Raw genomic sequence first — 12,638 nt, 5'->3', positions numbered from 1 at the left:
ACTTCCGTTGCCGTCTCTCTCAAGATGCTATGCGACAAGCCATGGTTTGGGCCATGGCGATGACCGCAGCGGATGTCCATGGAGGCGCCCTGGTGAGTAAAGCGGCGGAAGGTGCAACGGCGCGCCGGACCGGCAACGGGACAGGCAGCCACGATCAAGACACACCGATCACCTCCCCTGGCGGGGGAGATTTTTTCGACGACTCCGCACCGGATACGCCGCGTCCCGAACAACGATTTTTCGATGATCCGGCGCTGGACCGTCTGATGGGCGTGGTCTGGGCGCTCGCGACCGAGGTCTACGTGCTTCGCGACCGCCAGCAGGTGTTGGAAGAAACCTTGGCGGCATCGGGCGCGATCAACCGGGCCGCCTTGGATGCCGAGGCCGACCCGCAGGAACTGATGGACAAGGCCGCCGACCGGGATGCCTTCGTCGCCCATTTGATGGATAACCTCATGGGCCTCCAAGCCGCGAAAGGCCCGGTGCGATGACTGGTGCGATGAGCGGCACGAACAGGCGCGACCCCGGCCTAAACGGGCGTTCTTTCACCGCCGCGCAATCCTTCCTGCTGTCCAGCAAACTGTATTGGACCCGCAAGATGTTCCCCGCCCTGCGGGAGAAATATAACGGCTTAGCCGCGAAGGAATCGACGCCACCGGAAAGCGCGGCCGATGTGGCGCGCTTGATCGCCAATACACCGGACTATCAGGTTTATGCTTGGCTGGAACGCCACCTTCAACGGTTCAAATATTCCGGCCGCTATGGTCTGCAGGCTTATCATGACGATATGCGTGAAGATCTGCTGGCCAGTCTGGACCAAGCCGACCTTCCGGACGGCATGCTTACGCTGGACCCCGATCTGGAAATGCCTCGCTATTACAAGGCCGTGGATATCCATCAGCATCCAGGTGGCGTCTGGAGCGACGAGATCGCGGGCTTTGTCTATGAACGCGGCGCACGCTCGACGACGCCAACCATGGGCACACGGCATGCGGACCTGCATGACCGCCTTGTGATGGCGGTGGACGAGGCTCTCGAGTCCGACCCAACGGACATTTTCGATATGGCCTGCGGTTTCGGAAAAAGCACGGGACCGTTCATCGAACGATACCGGGACGCGAAGATTACCGGCATGGACCTTTCCGCCCCTTGTGTGAAACTGGCCGCCAAGACCGCCGCTGAGGCCCAGGCGAACAACATACGCTATATGCAGGGTAACGCCTTCGAGTCGGGTTTCGCTGACGAAAGCTTCGACCTCGTCACCTCAACCATGTACCTGCACGAAATGCCGCCGCCGCAGATTGAAAAGACAATCGAGGAATCCGCGCGCCTGCTGCGCCCCGGCGGGTACATGGCGCACTTGGACTTTTTCCGCCTGCCGGACGCCTTCACGCGTTTCATCCATTATGGCCATGGCCGGCGGAACAACGAACCGTTCATGGAGCCGCTCGCCGAGATGGATCTGGCCGGGCTTCTGGAACGGAACGGTTTCAAGGACATAAGAATAGAACCTTTCGCGGAAGACGATGGGGTTCTTGATGAGGGATACCGCCCGTGGCGGTTCCCTTGGACGCTGATAACAGGGGTTAAGGCAGCGTAAGCAGAGAGCAAGACACGGCATCACCTAAGGGAGTATCAAGATGCAACAGAAACTGAAGCATGTATTGGCGGCGGCCGGGCTGGCCATGCTGGCCGGCGGGGCCTTCGGCGCACCCGGCGCACAAGCGGAAACCACGCTTTCCTTGGTTTATCCGTTCCCGGATTTCCTAGTCTACACGAAGAGCTGTAAGGAATTCGCCGAAAAGGTGAACGCCGCCGGCGTCGTCAAGATCGACGTGAAGCCCTTCAACTCGATCGGCATGTTCGAGCAAGCAGGTGAAATCCGTAAAGGCACGGTCGATATGACCTGTCTACCCGCCGCCTTCTACGCCCGCGGCCTGCCGGAGAACGAAGCGATCTCCACCTCCAACTCCTCACCCGCAGAAGTTCGTGCCAATGGCGGCATGGCGATCATCGACGAGTTGCACCAGAAATACATGAACATGAAATATCTGGGCTGGGTCGACACGGGCGTGAAGTTCCACGTCTATTTCAAGGACGCGCCGAAGTTCGGTGATGACGGTCTGCCTGACTTGAGCGACGTGAAGATGCGCGACAATCCGATCTACGGCGCCTTCTTCCGCGCATTGAACGCCGAAACGCACCAGATGCCGGTCACGGACGTCTATTCCGCGATCCAGAAAGGCGTCGTGAACGCCAGTGCCTGGACCTCCATCGGCGTCAAAGGCCTGAAATGGGACGAGTTCCTGCGTCACCGTCTGGACCCGGATTTCTACCAGACAGATATCGGCATCATCATGAACCTGGACACCTGGAACAGCCTGTCGGAAACCGAACAGAAGGCGCTTCAGGCAGCGGTCATCGAGCATGAGGAATCCAGCCGGAAAGCCCGTATGGCGGAAGTCGTTCAGGAAAAAGCCGACCTGGAAGCCGCCGGCATGCAGGTGCATGTGGTTCCAAACGCGGACAAGTACTTGGAAATCGCGCTTGATTCCGCCTATGACCGCATGACGGAACGGCTGAAGAGCGACGACCGTCCGCTTGACGCGGTTGAAAAGCTCCGCGGCCTGTACATCAAATAGGCACGTGGTGTAGCGATTGAAGTCCCGGACGATTAAACCCGTCCGGGACTCTTTCTTTTACAAACGACATTTTCCGGGATTGGGCCCTTCCTGAATGGCTGCTGACTTTAACCCCGACGAGAAACACGGATTGCTGGACCGATTGGATGCCGGCTACTCCCTGGTCGTCCGCACAATGTTCTACGCCGCCAGCCTCTATGTGGGGATGATGATGGTGGTGATCGTCTACTACACCTCGTTCCGCAGCCTGGGATGGGACTACAACGACTATTCCTTCACCTTCATCGAATACGGCTTTATCTATGTTCTGATGCTGGGTTGCCCCTGGATGGTCCGGCAACGTGCCCATGTCTATATCGAACTGGTTACCGCCGCGATCCCCGACCGGGCCCGCGTGGTTCTCTCCAAGGCCATCGCCGCAACCTGTTTCCTCGTTTGTCTGCTGCTGGCCATCTATACCGGCATGCAGACCTGGCAGGACTACAACTGGGGTCAGTACGACGAGTTGCGCGGCCAATTGGACATCAAACGCTGGATCGTCATCATCGCCATGCCGATAGGATTCGGTTTTACCGCCCTTGAGTTTTTGCGTTTCGTTTTCGGGTCTTCCCTGATCCATACCGGAGAGATGGGAGTGCACGAATAATGGAATGGTATTGGACGCTTTCGATCTTTTTTGGCTCGATCCTGGGCCTGATGATCATCGGCTTTCCGGTCGGCGTTGCCTTCCTGGCGGTCAATATTGTGGCGGCTATGGTCTATTTCGGCGGCAACGGACCGCTGCTTCTGCAATTGGAACGCGGGGTCGGCACGCTGGCGGGAAACGCCTTCGGCTCCATGGCTAACTTCGCCCTGGTGCCTATTCCGATGTTCCTGCTGATGGGGGAATTGTTCTTCCATACCGGCCTGGCCAACAGAATGTTCAACGCCATCGAGCGGTTGATGGGCCGCGTCCCTGCACGGCTTTCTTATGTGACGGTCGCCGGGGGTACTGCTTTCGCGACGCTGAGTGGGTCTTCCATGGGAAGTACCGCATTGATGGGCACCCTGATGGTGCCCGAAATGACTAAGCGCGGGTACAAGAAGCGCATGTCCATCGGCCCGATCCTGGGCACGGGTGGTATCGCCATGCTGATCCCGCCATCGGCACTGGCCGTGCTGCTCGGCACTTTGGCGGAACTCGACATCGGCGCCTTGCTGATCGCGGGCGTTGTACCGGGCCTGATCCTGGCCGTCATGTATGCGATCCTGATCTACGCAATGGCCAAACTCGACCCCGACGCCGCGCCACCCTATGACGTGGAAATGGCAAGCTGGGGTGAGCGCATCGTCCTGCTGTTGCGCGATGTCGTGCCGATGATCTCGGTCGTGATCGGCGTCATCATTCTGATCATGGTCGGCTGGGCGACACCCTCCGAGGCCGCGGCTTTCGGATGCCTGGGCGTCGTTTTTCTGGCCATCGTCTTTCGGTCGTTGAGCATCGCAGCGCTGTGGAAGTCGCTGCAGGGAGCAACACGGGTGACGGTCGTTGCCCTGCTGATCATCTTTGGATCGGCCACTTTCAGCAAAACCCTCGCCTTCTCAGGCGGCAGTAACGGCCTTATCGAATGGGTTACCGCCTTCGACATCTCCGCCTATACGATGCTGGCGGCGATGTTCCTCATATTGCTGCTGTTGGGCATGTTCATGGACCAGTTGTCCATGATGCTGCTGACCGTGCCGATCTTCTTCCCGCTGGCGCTGCAATACGGATTCGATCCGATCTGGTTCGGCGTCATTACCCTGCTGGCGATGGAAATCAGCTTCACCACGCCGCCATTCGGCTTGCTGCTATTCGTCATGCAGGGCGTGGCGCCGCCGGGCACACGGTTCTCGGAAATCTGCATCGCGGCAATCCCGTTCATGGCTTGCGCGATGCTGCTGGTCCTGCTGATCGTCGCCTTCCCGGAAATCGTCACCTGGCTTCCATCCGTCAGTCGATAGGAGAGAATTCATGCCGGTCATCAATGTAACCATGCTGGGCGGCGTCTATGACGCGGAGGTCAAAACGCGGATCGCCGAAGCGCTGACGGATGCCATGCGGACCGTTATCGCCGCACCGCCGGAAGGCGTCATCGTCGCCTTGAACGAATTGCCGGCCGGGAACTATATGCGCGGCCGTACTTTTAAAACGCCCGGCCCCGCCCTTCCCGATGCACGAGAGGTCGTGAAAACCTTTCTGGAGCGGATGGAGGCCCGTGACCTTACCGGTGCCCAGAGCATGCTGGCCGATGGTTTCCGCATGGTCTTTCCGGGCGGTGTCGAATTCTCACGGCTGGAGGAGCTGATCGACTGGGCGAAGCCGCGCTATAATTGGGTGAAGAAAACCTATGACGACTGGGATGTGGCGGCACGGGAAGACGGTGTCGCGGTCACCTGCCAAGGCACATTGCGCGGCGAGTTCCCGGATGGAACGCCATTCGAAGGAATCCGGTTCGTCGACTGGTTCCTGGTTCGGGACGGCAAGCTTTCCCGTCAGCATGTTTGGAACGATTTGGGAGAATACGTCCTGTCGCAAGCCGGGGCATAACGCCAGGTCTTGCGATCACGCCTCGTCCGGCATGAAACCCAGATCCGTCGCTTCGGTCTTCGCGCCGGCCGCGGTAAGCATTGCGTGCACCTGGCCGCGGTGATGGGTCTGATGGTTGAAGAAATGGGTAACCAATAGCGCTGCCGATCGTGTCGTCATCCCACCGGACACGGTCGAATACCACGTCAATTCCCCCGCCAGCCAGTTCGCGTCGACCCGCTGCGACCAGTCGCGGATGACAGCATCCATGTCCAGACGGGCCGTCGCCATGCGGTCCCAGTCGGAAAAATAGTTCGGTGAGGTTTCAATACCGCCCGGTGGCGGGTCGATATCGCTGAAGCGGCTCATCCAGATCGTGTCGGCCCAGAGTATATGACTGAGTGTCGCGTGGATGGAGCCGAAGAATGCCCCGCGGTCCAGCTGCCTCATCTTGTCGCTCAACCCGCCGGCAGCGTCGTAAATGGCGCCGTTCTGCCACGCGTTGTAGCGCGCCATGGTGCGCACATAGTCGGCCGTAATCATGAAGTGTCCCCTACCCTGAATGTCTTCATTACAAGAAAGTCAGGATAGGAGCTCACATTACGGTAGCCAAGTATTCATCACCTCTAATCGAGAAACACCGAGGTGATTTCCGGGAATGCCAGCATCACGACCAACCCGATCAACTGAATGCAGATGAACGGCATGAACCCTTTGAAAATGTCCGTCAGTTGGATATGCGGTGGCGCAACGGATTTCAGATAGAACGCCGCCGGACCGAAAGGCGGGCTAAGAAAACTGACCTGCATGTTCATGCAGAACAGAATGCCGAACCAAACCTTCAGATGGCTGGGATCGAGTCCGCCGATCAACCCCATCTCGCTCGCTGTCATTCCAGCAACGATGGGCAGGAAGACCGGCATGGTCAGCAGCACGATACCGACCCAGTCCATCAAGGCGCCCAGGAACAGGAAGATCAGCATCATCATCAAAATGACGCCCATGTTCGGCAGCTCCAAGCCCAGAATGCTGTTCGCGACGAAGACCGGGCCGCCGGCAATGGAATAGGCGCCGGCAAGACAGGTCGCACCGAAGGTGACCCACAGGATCGTCCCCGTGGACCGCAGGGTCCTCTGCAGCGCTTCCAACAACAGCTTGGGCGAAAATTCTCCGCGAACGAAGATCAGTAGAAGCGTTCCCAAACATCCGATTGCGGCCGCTTCGGTAATGCCCGTGATCCCGCCATAGATCGATCCCAGAATACAGGTGACTAGAATTACAGGCGGTAAAAGCCCCTTCAACGCCAGAAACTTTTCGCCCCAGGTAACCTCTTGGTCGCTTTCCGGTAACGGCGCGAGTGAGGGATTCATTCGCGTGCGCACCATGATGTAGACGATATACATACCGCCCAGCATCAGTCCCGGCACGATGGCCGCGCGGAACAAGGCATGGATCGACGTATCGGTCACGACGCCATAGATGATCAGCACGATTGACGGCGGTATCATGGTTCCCAGCGAGCCGGAGGCGCAAATCGTGCCGACGGCCAGGTTCTGGTTGTAGCCCAGGCGAAGCATCTGCGGCAGCGCGATCAGGCCGAGGAGGACAACCTCACCACCGATGATGCCCGACATGGCAGCCATGATGATCGCCATAACCGCGGTCACGATGGCGATGCCGCCGCGTGTCCGCGACAGCCAGATATTCAAGGAATCGTACATATCCTTGGCGATATTGCTGCGTTCAAGCAGCATAGCCATGAAGATGAAAAGCGGCACGGCCAGAAGTGCGTGCTCGATGGTCAGGTCGTACATCCGCTGGCCGAGGATGAAGAAGCCGCGCTCCCCCAATTTCCAATATGCCACGCACACGCCCAGGAAGCCGGAGGCCAAGCCCAACGGCACCCCCGCCGCCAGCAACACGACAATGCCGACCAGCAGCAGGATCGAAAGTTCTGCGATACCCATAATACCCAGCTCCCCTTAAAGATCGTCGGCCGGGTCGTGAATGACCTTGGGTTTAGACCAATCCATAATCAAATTGCTGATCGCTTGAACGGCCATCCAGGCGCAAACGATACAGATTAGCGGCTTCATGACGGCTGGAATCGGTGGATTCCAGGCGGAGCCGTACAATTCCCAGGTTTCGAATTTCTTCAACGCCGTTTTCCCATAACCGCTCACCACGGCGTAGCAGAAAGTGACGATGCAAATCGTTCCGAATACGTCCAAGACCCGCTGAGCATTCCGGGAAACCATGTCATAGACGATGACCACTCGGATATGGGCCCGTTGCTGCATGGCATAGAGCCCGCCCATGAGGAAGATCACACCGCCAAGCCACCGCGAAAGCTCTTCGACCCAAAGGGTAGGCGCCTCGAACACGTAGCGCATGACCACTTCGTAGAACATGATCGACACGATCATAGCCACGACGAACATCAGGACGGATGCCATATAGAGGGTGACGATATCGACGAAGCTGAATTTGCGGTCGTCATCGCCGACGCCGTGCATCGTCATTTTGAGCATCGGCACCAGTCGCGGAGAAACAAAGACGAACCAAAGGACAAGGCCTAGCGCTATCCCCCCAACCCAAATTTGGCCGCTGGTTGTGAGTTCCGGCATTTTCCACCCCCGCCGTTGGTTCTTGCGCCGGCCACAACAATGCGGCCGTCACGATTTTCGTTGTCTTAAGTTGATAAAGGAAAAAGCTTTCCTAAAGAAGGACCGGCCGCGGCAAGAAAGCTGTGCCGCGGCCGGGAGTAGGATCAACCGAGCTTATTTGAGCAGGCCGATTTCCTTCATGAAGGAAACATGGCTGTCGACCAGTTCACGGGCTTCAGGTGACTTATCACCCCATTCCTGCCACTTCTTCTGGGCGAAGTTGCGGAATTCCTCGCGGTCTTTCTGAGACCAGTTGTACAGCGTCACGCCTTCTTTCTGAATCTCCGTCGCGGTCTTGCCCATCGCAACTTCGAAGCTCATCGAATTGTGGAAGGACAGCTTCTGCATTGCGACTTCGACGATCGCCTTCAGGTCGTCGGGAAGGTCGTCCCAAACGTCCTTGTTGATCGCCAGATGGTCAGACGGCATCGAGTGAAAGCCAGGATAGGTCGCGTGTTTCACCAGATCGTAGATACCGATCGACTTGTTGGTGGTGACGTTCGACGCATCGGCGCCGTCGATGATCTTGGTTTCCAGCGCACTGAAGACTTCACCGAAATCCATCACGATCGGCGAAGCGCCGAGTTCCGCGAAGATTTCCGTTTCCATGCCCGGAGGCGAACGGAACTTCCAATCCTTCAACGCTGCCGGACCGGGAAGCGGCTTGGACGAGGACAGGGATTCCTGACCCGGGATCCACCAACCGATGAGCTGCATGCCATAGGAGTTGTACAGCTTCTGGGCCTTCTCCATGCCACCGCCGTAATACAGCCAGGAATACTGCTGCCAGGGCGTTTCATACCCGCCCATGATATCGCCGAGGAACTGGAAGGCCGGGTTCTTGCCCGTCTGATAGGCACCACCGGTCATATCACCGTCGAGGACGCCATTGGCCGCGGCGTCGAAGGTCTCTGTCGATTTCACGACGGAGCCCGAATAGAACATCTCGATGTCGATCCGTCCGCCGGACATGCGCTCGACATCATCCGCAAACTGTTGCGCGTTCTTCCCGTTCAGCGACTCGGCGCTGAGGTGGGTCTGAATACGAAGCGTGTAATCCGCCGCCCATGCCGAACTGCTCGCGCCGGCCAGGGCCAAACCAAGAACGGCCGCCGTGGCCGCATTTCGTAGGATTTGCATTGTTTCTCTCCCTTACCTTTTAACCGGGCAATCCCCCATTGCCTCTCCCGTCTCTAAAGGACGGGTGCCAGTGTTCGATACCCGGAACTGCTTGGAGGGTAACGTGATATATGTTATCTGACAACTGACAAGAAGAGCGTTGGCGGTGAAATTCTTTCTTTCGGGTAAAGCGGTCGAATCACGGACAAAATGTCCAATCGCTATACCGTCGCACCCACCGGAAACCTAAGCGACGCGCCAAGCTGACGCTTTCAAGGGGAGAAAAAAATGACCGATCCGCGCAGTGGAGCGGGAGAATTGGTTCGGCGATTGCGGCCGGCCGCCGGCGCCACTTCCCTTGCCGATCAAATCGTCACACAACTTCGCGGTCAAATCCTATCCGGCCGCCTGCAGGCGGGCGACAAACTGCCGACCGAACAGGAACTCTGCGACGCAACCGGCGTCAGCCGTCCCGTTGTCCGGGAAGCCATATCAAGGTTAAAAGCCGACGGTGTCATCGTCAGCCGCCAAGGTGTTGGCGTATTCATCGTCGATGACAAACGGCGAATGCCCTTCCGTATCGAACCGCACCATTTCGACGATCCGCAAAATCTGCTTTCTGTCATGGAACTTCGGTTATGCGTTGAAGTCGAAGCGGCTGCGATGGCCGCGGAAAAGCATAGCGACGCAGATTTGGCCCTGATCGACGAAGCACTGACCGCAATGAAGGTCGCCGTCGCCGAAAACGGATCGGCCGTGGAGGAGGATTTCGCGTTCCATTGCGCCATCGCCGCGGCGACCGGCAATGAATTGATCGAGGGGTTTCTGCGGTTCCTGGGGGTCTTTGTTATTCCACGCCCCCTGCTTCGGATGCGCCCGGAAAACGCGGAAACCGGGGCAGCCTATATGGTTCGCCTCGTTGCGGAGCATCAGGCGGTGCGGGACGCCATCGCCGCGCGCGACCCTGAGGGGGCGCGTGAAGCCATGCGGCTACATTTGGAACGTGGCATGACCTTCAACCAGAATGCGACCAGGGACGAATTCTCCTAGTGCTTCTCTCTATGTTCTCGGCCTGCCCTCGCCTCGCGTTGTCGTCCCAAGCTTTCACCCCATGCAATAGGGGCAACGGCGCTTTTCCCCGCTGAATATTTTCGTTTTCCGCAAACCGCTGTACCTTCGCGGCTTAGTTCGCTGGGTAAGGCTTCATGAACGCAATAACGAACGGGCTGTCTTCGGCACGCAATCGCGCCGGACTGTCCAAAGACGATGTTGCATTGCGCCTCCGGGTCACGCCGGAACGGGTCACGCAATGGGAAACAGGCGAAGAACGTCCCTGCAGCGAGACTTTGTGTGAATTGTCGGCGCTCTACCAAGTGCTTCCGCATCGCCTATTGCTTGAGCAATCCGATACGATTGAGGACGAGAAACACACGCCGGGCGCCACCTCGCCGGAACTGGCCGACTTCCGCCGGGAGCTCGTCGCCATGCGGGACGTGGAATTGCTGCCGCTGGACGATGAAACCATCGAATACTGCGTCGCGGCACTACATTCGCGATTGGTCGGCGAGAAATCACACAATAAATAGCGTCGCAGGCAAGTATTACCAAAGCCAAATTTGCGGTATTACAATACAGAAATTTGGTTTCGGACCATTTCTACTTTTGTCGTAACTCTTTGACCATTTGACACAGACAGTCATTCAAACTTAACGTCCGGTAATACGTATGAAGGACAACGCCGTGAAAAACAGTGCAAATTGGCTGGAGAGGCGCCCCAAAAAGCGCCCCAGACCCGCCCGTCCTGATACGGCGAAGTTGTTTCTTTTGAAGATGCTCGTGATGGCCGCAATCGACGAGGACAGCCCCTTGCAGGACAAACTCGCTGAGCATTTTGCCGGCTGGCTGCACGATCCCGACGCAGCGGCACTGATCGATAACGCTGCCTTGTTCGATAGTGCGGTTGCCGATTTGAAGCGTAAGGTGGGTAGCGGTTGAAGCCGGAGCAGTTAAGACCCGACGCACTTTTACCGGAGGACGGTGCCTGGCTGATCACGGCGGAGGATTCTTTCCGCTTTGAGAAGCAGGACGACCCGTACCACGAAACCATGCGGTATGTCCTGAAGATGGGTGCCGTCATCCTGATCTGGGCAGGCAATGTCGCGGAACTTCGCTTCAATGTTGCGGACGTAAACCACGAATGCCTGATGGCCGGCCTAGCTCATAGGCTCTATCCCCTGGCCTTCGCGCCGATGGATGGTTCCAGCAAGGTCCGCCGCCAAGCGATGACGCGCCAGCAAGCTGAGGCGATGGCGGCCGATTTCCTTCGCTACAGGTCTTTGGAGCTGACTCCCCGGACAGTTATCGTCGACCTTCCCCCGGCACAGATCCTGGCTTCGTCCCCACTGTTGCAGGCGCATCTTGCGGATTGGCGCAACAGTGAGGCGGCAAACGAAGACGAACTGATAAAACTGGTTCATCGGGATGGGCAATTTTTCACAGAAGCGATCGGCCGCCGGTCGGCGGCCGCACGGTTCCACGGGCTGGAATGGTGCGCCAAATCCATCGGGACGCCGACGCTGAAGTCAGACGCGAACGAATTCGAACGGGCCGTCGACAGCGATTATTACCGTGCACTGGAACAACGCATCCCCATTCTGCAAGACGTCCACGCATTCATCCCGGACGAGGAAAACCGGGGACAACGGGAATCCTACCGCCGCCTGATTACGCCGATCACCGGCTCCGATGGGGAAGCCGGCGTCCTGGTTGCCTCATGTGTGCTGCGGGATATACCGGTCCCGGGCAAACCCACCGAATAAATCCCCAAAGTCCGATGCGGCCGTAAAGGTCAGCCAAACATCGTCCTGTGTCCCGTCCGGCCGGGTCCAGGTCGCCCCATGCGGATAGCATTGATAATGTCCGTACTGGATCGGAATGCCCCTTACGGCGAGTGCCTGCTCGCAAAACCCGAACATGAACCGCGCCTCATGGCGGCAAAAAGCGGTTCCCATGGCCAGGCGCAGGATCAAGTCCGATATGCCCTTACCCCGGAAGCCCGGCACATCGTCACTTTCGGGCCGGAACCAGGTTTCGCCGAAATAGCAGCCAACACCGTGCAATCGCCAGGCAGCCGCGGCCCGGACCTCCGGGATCGGATTGTTCTCCCATTGGTTTCCGGGCACGTAGAGGCCGCCGTCCGTCGTTAGATGATCGGCCAATGACCGATCGCCCAGATCGATCCCCCGGCAGGCCTGAAAGATCGCCGGACCGTACCGGTCCAGGGCGACCAGCCAGAAAGCATCCAGCAGTTCCGCGGACGTGGCCAATGCATCGTCCCGGAAGATCTTCTGAGGCGCGATGCGGTCTGGCCTCGCCCCTTTATAGATCATCTCGAGTTCCCGCCCCGGTCCTAGAAGACGCAGAGTCAGACCCGCCTCCTCCAACTTCTCGCACAAATATGAGACCATCCGTATGACGGTCAGTGTGTTGAAAGCGTCCATATGTACCCCCTTGGTCTAATGGATTGACGCAAAAGGAGGCTGTAGCGACTCGCCCAAGGTCCACAAATTAGCTATTTGGGATTGTGTGCCCCAAAGCCATGCTAGGAGTACGAGTCTCACGGCCGTAAAAACGCCCCCCCAATCGGAGCGATAGGCAAAATGG

At 58.1% G+C, this 12,638-nt stretch carries 15 protein-coding genes; 10 read left to right on the top strand and 5 right to left on the bottom strand.

The genetic code is table 11. From position 1 onward, the window contains the following. Positions 1–53 precede the first annotated feature (53 nt). The 6 genes from EOI86_RS23150 to EOI86_RS23125 all read left to right on the top strand — a co-directional run bounded on the left by EOI86_RS23150 (position 54) and on the right by EOI86_RS23125 (position 5,211). Positions 54–491, top strand: a complete 438-nt coding sequence (locus tag EOI86_RS23150) for a hypothetical protein (RefSeq protein WP_127768053.1) — start codon at positions 54–56, stop codon at positions 489–491. Between the two features lie 8 nt (positions 492–499). Beyond that, complete coding sequence (locus EOI86_RS23145) at positions 500–1,600, top strand: class I SAM-dependent methyltransferase (RefSeq protein ID WP_161973980.1); 1,101 nt, start codon at positions 500–502, stop codon at positions 1,598–1,600. A 40-nt stretch (positions 1,601–1,640) separates the two neighbouring features. Beyond that, on the top strand, positions 1,641–2,642 hold the full coding sequence (dctP, locus tag EOI86_RS23140; RefSeq protein ID WP_127768051.1) for a TRAP transporter substrate-binding protein DctP: 1,002 nt from the start codon (positions 1,641–1,643) through the stop codon (positions 2,640–2,642). Between the two features lie 94 nt (positions 2,643–2,736). Continuing rightward, positions 2,737–3,288 carry a TRAP transporter small permease gene (locus tag EOI86_RS23135; protein ID WP_127768050.1) on the top strand — a complete coding sequence of 184 codons (552 nt, stop codon included), beginning with the start codon at positions 2,737–2,739 and terminating at the stop codon, positions 3,286–3,288. Continuing rightward, the gene (locus EOI86_RS23130; protein WP_127768049.1) at positions 3,288–4,625 is read left to right on the top strand and encodes a TRAP transporter large permease; all 1,338 of its coding nucleotides are present in this window, start codon (positions 3,288–3,290) and stop codon (positions 4,623–4,625) included. Before EOI86_RS23135 ends, EOI86_RS23130 begins: the two co-directional genes overlap by 1 nt. Before the next feature lie 10 nt (positions 4,626–4,635). Next, positions 4,636–5,211, top strand: a complete 576-nt coding sequence (locus EOI86_RS23125; RefSeq protein WP_127768048.1) for a tautomerase family protein — start codon at positions 4,636–4,638, stop codon at positions 5,209–5,211. Positions 5,212–5,226: 15 nt separating this feature from the next. Here EOI86_RS23125 and EOI86_RS23120 read toward each other — a convergent pair whose 3' ends face one another. The 4 genes from EOI86_RS23120 to EOI86_RS23105 all read right to left on the bottom strand — a co-directional run bounded on the left by EOI86_RS23120 (position 5,227) and on the right by EOI86_RS23105 (position 8,996). Further along, entirely contained in the window at positions 5,227–5,733 is a 507-nt protein-coding gene (locus EOI86_RS23120) for a DinB family protein (protein ID WP_127768047.1), read from the bottom strand. 83 nt (positions 5,734–5,816) lie between these two features. Continuing rightward, positions 5,817–7,157 carry a TRAP transporter large permease gene (locus EOI86_RS23115; protein ID WP_127768046.1) on the bottom strand — a complete coding sequence of 447 codons (1,341 nt, stop codon included), beginning with the start codon at positions 7,155–7,157 and terminating at the stop codon, positions 5,817–5,819. Between the two features lie 15 nt (positions 7,158–7,172). Continuing rightward, positions 7,173–7,817, bottom strand: coding sequence for a TRAP transporter small permease subunit (locus EOI86_RS23110; RefSeq protein ID WP_127768045.1), 645 nt, complete (start codon positions 7,815–7,817; stop codon positions 7,173–7,175). Positions 7,818–7,970: 153 nt separating this feature from the next. Further along, entirely contained in the window at positions 7,971–8,996 is a 1,026-nt protein-coding gene (locus EOI86_RS23105) for a TRAP transporter substrate-binding protein (RefSeq protein ID WP_127768044.1), read from the bottom strand. A 267-nt stretch (positions 8,997–9,263) separates the two neighbouring features. On the opposite strand from EOI86_RS23105, the gene EOI86_RS23100 reads away from it, so the two are divergent. The 4 genes from EOI86_RS23100 (at position 9,264) to EOI86_RS23085 (ending at position 11,794) form a co-directional block, all read left to right on the top strand. Further along, on the top strand, positions 9,264–10,025 hold the full coding sequence (locus EOI86_RS23100; protein WP_127768043.1) for a FadR/GntR family transcriptional regulator: 762 nt from the start codon (positions 9,264–9,266) through the stop codon (positions 10,023–10,025). Positions 10,026–10,180: 155 nt separating this feature from the next. Further along, the gene (locus EOI86_RS23095) at positions 10,181–10,561 is read left to right on the top strand and encodes a helix-turn-helix domain-containing protein (protein ID WP_127768042.1); all 381 of its coding nucleotides are present in this window, start codon (positions 10,181–10,183) and stop codon (positions 10,559–10,561) included. Between the two features lie 154 nt (positions 10,562–10,715). Further along, a complete protein-coding gene (locus tag EOI86_RS24710) occupies positions 10,716–10,970 on the top strand; it encodes a hypothetical protein (RefSeq protein ID WP_127768041.1) in 255 nt (84 codons plus the stop codon). Next, positions 10,967–11,794 carry a hypothetical protein gene (locus EOI86_RS23085; RefSeq protein ID WP_127768040.1) on the top strand — a complete coding sequence of 276 codons (828 nt, stop codon included), beginning with the start codon at positions 10,967–10,969 and terminating at the stop codon, positions 11,792–11,794. The genes EOI86_RS24710 and EOI86_RS23085 overlap by 4 nt, the downstream gene beginning before the upstream one ends. Here the strand turns inward: EOI86_RS23085 and EOI86_RS23080 are convergent. After that, positions 11,747–12,475: a hypothetical protein gene (locus EOI86_RS23080; protein WP_127768039.1), complete on the bottom strand. Its 729-nt coding sequence runs from the start codon at positions 12,473–12,475 to the stop codon at positions 11,747–11,749. The two genes, EOI86_RS23085 and EOI86_RS23080, sit on opposite strands and share 48 nt — an antisense overlap. Between the last annotated feature and the right edge of the window lie 163 nt (positions 12,476–12,638).

Source organism: Hwanghaeella grinnelliae (genome assembly GCF_004005845.1).
Classification (GTDB): Bacteria; Pseudomonadota; Alphaproteobacteria; order UBA8366; family Aestuariispiraceae; genus Hwanghaeella; species Hwanghaeella grinnelliae.
The sequence above is the reverse complement of the archived record's forward strand: the minus strand, read 5'-3'. Positions and strand labels throughout refer to the sequence as shown.

Excerpts from the sequence above, each read along its gene's own strand:
- EOI86_RS23110 (WP_127768045.1), bottom strand. The coding sequence starts at position 7,817 with ATGCCGGAACTCACAACCAGCGGCCAAATTTGGGTTGGGGGGATAGCG.
- EOI86_RS23080 (WP_127768039.1), bottom strand. The coding sequence starts at position 12,475 with ATGGACGCTTTCAACACACTGACCGTCATACGGATGGTCTCATATTTG.
- EOI86_RS23105 (WP_127768044.1), bottom strand. The coding sequence starts at position 8,996 with ATGCAAATCCTACGAAATGCGGCCACGGCGGCCGTTCTTGGTTTGGCC.
- EOI86_RS23100 (WP_127768043.1), top strand. The coding sequence starts at position 9,264 with ATGACCGATCCGCGCAGTGGAGCGGGAGAATTGGTTCGGCGATTGCGG.
- EOI86_RS23115 (WP_127768046.1), bottom strand. The coding sequence starts at position 7,157 with ATGGGTATCGCAGAACTTTCGATCCTGCTGCTGGTCGGCATTGTCGTG.
- EOI86_RS23145 (WP_161973980.1), top strand. The coding sequence starts at position 500 with ATGAGCGGCACGAACAGGCGCGACCCCGGCCTAAACGGGCGTTCTTTC.
- dctP (WP_127768051.1), top strand. The coding sequence starts at position 1,641 with ATGCAACAGAAACTGAAGCATGTATTGGCGGCGGCCGGGCTGGCCATG.
- EOI86_RS23130 (WP_127768049.1), top strand. The coding sequence starts at position 3,288 with ATGGAATGGTATTGGACGCTTTCGATCTTTTTTGGCTCGATCCTGGGC.
- EOI86_RS23095 (WP_127768042.1), top strand. The coding sequence starts at position 10,181 with ATGAACGCAATAACGAACGGGCTGTCTTCGGCACGCAATCGCGCCGGA.
- EOI86_RS23150 (WP_127768053.1), top strand. The coding sequence starts at position 54 with ATGGCGATGACCGCAGCGGATGTCCATGGAGGCGCCCTGGTGAGTAAA.
- EOI86_RS23125 (WP_127768048.1), top strand. The coding sequence starts at position 4,636 with ATGCCGGTCATCAATGTAACCATGCTGGGCGGCGTCTATGACGCGGAG.
- EOI86_RS23135 (WP_127768050.1), top strand. The coding sequence starts at position 2,737 with ATGGCTGCTGACTTTAACCCCGACGAGAAACACGGATTGCTGGACCGA.
- EOI86_RS23120 (WP_127768047.1), bottom strand. The coding sequence starts at position 5,733 with ATGATTACGGCCGACTATGTGCGCACCATGGCGCGCTACAACGCGTGG.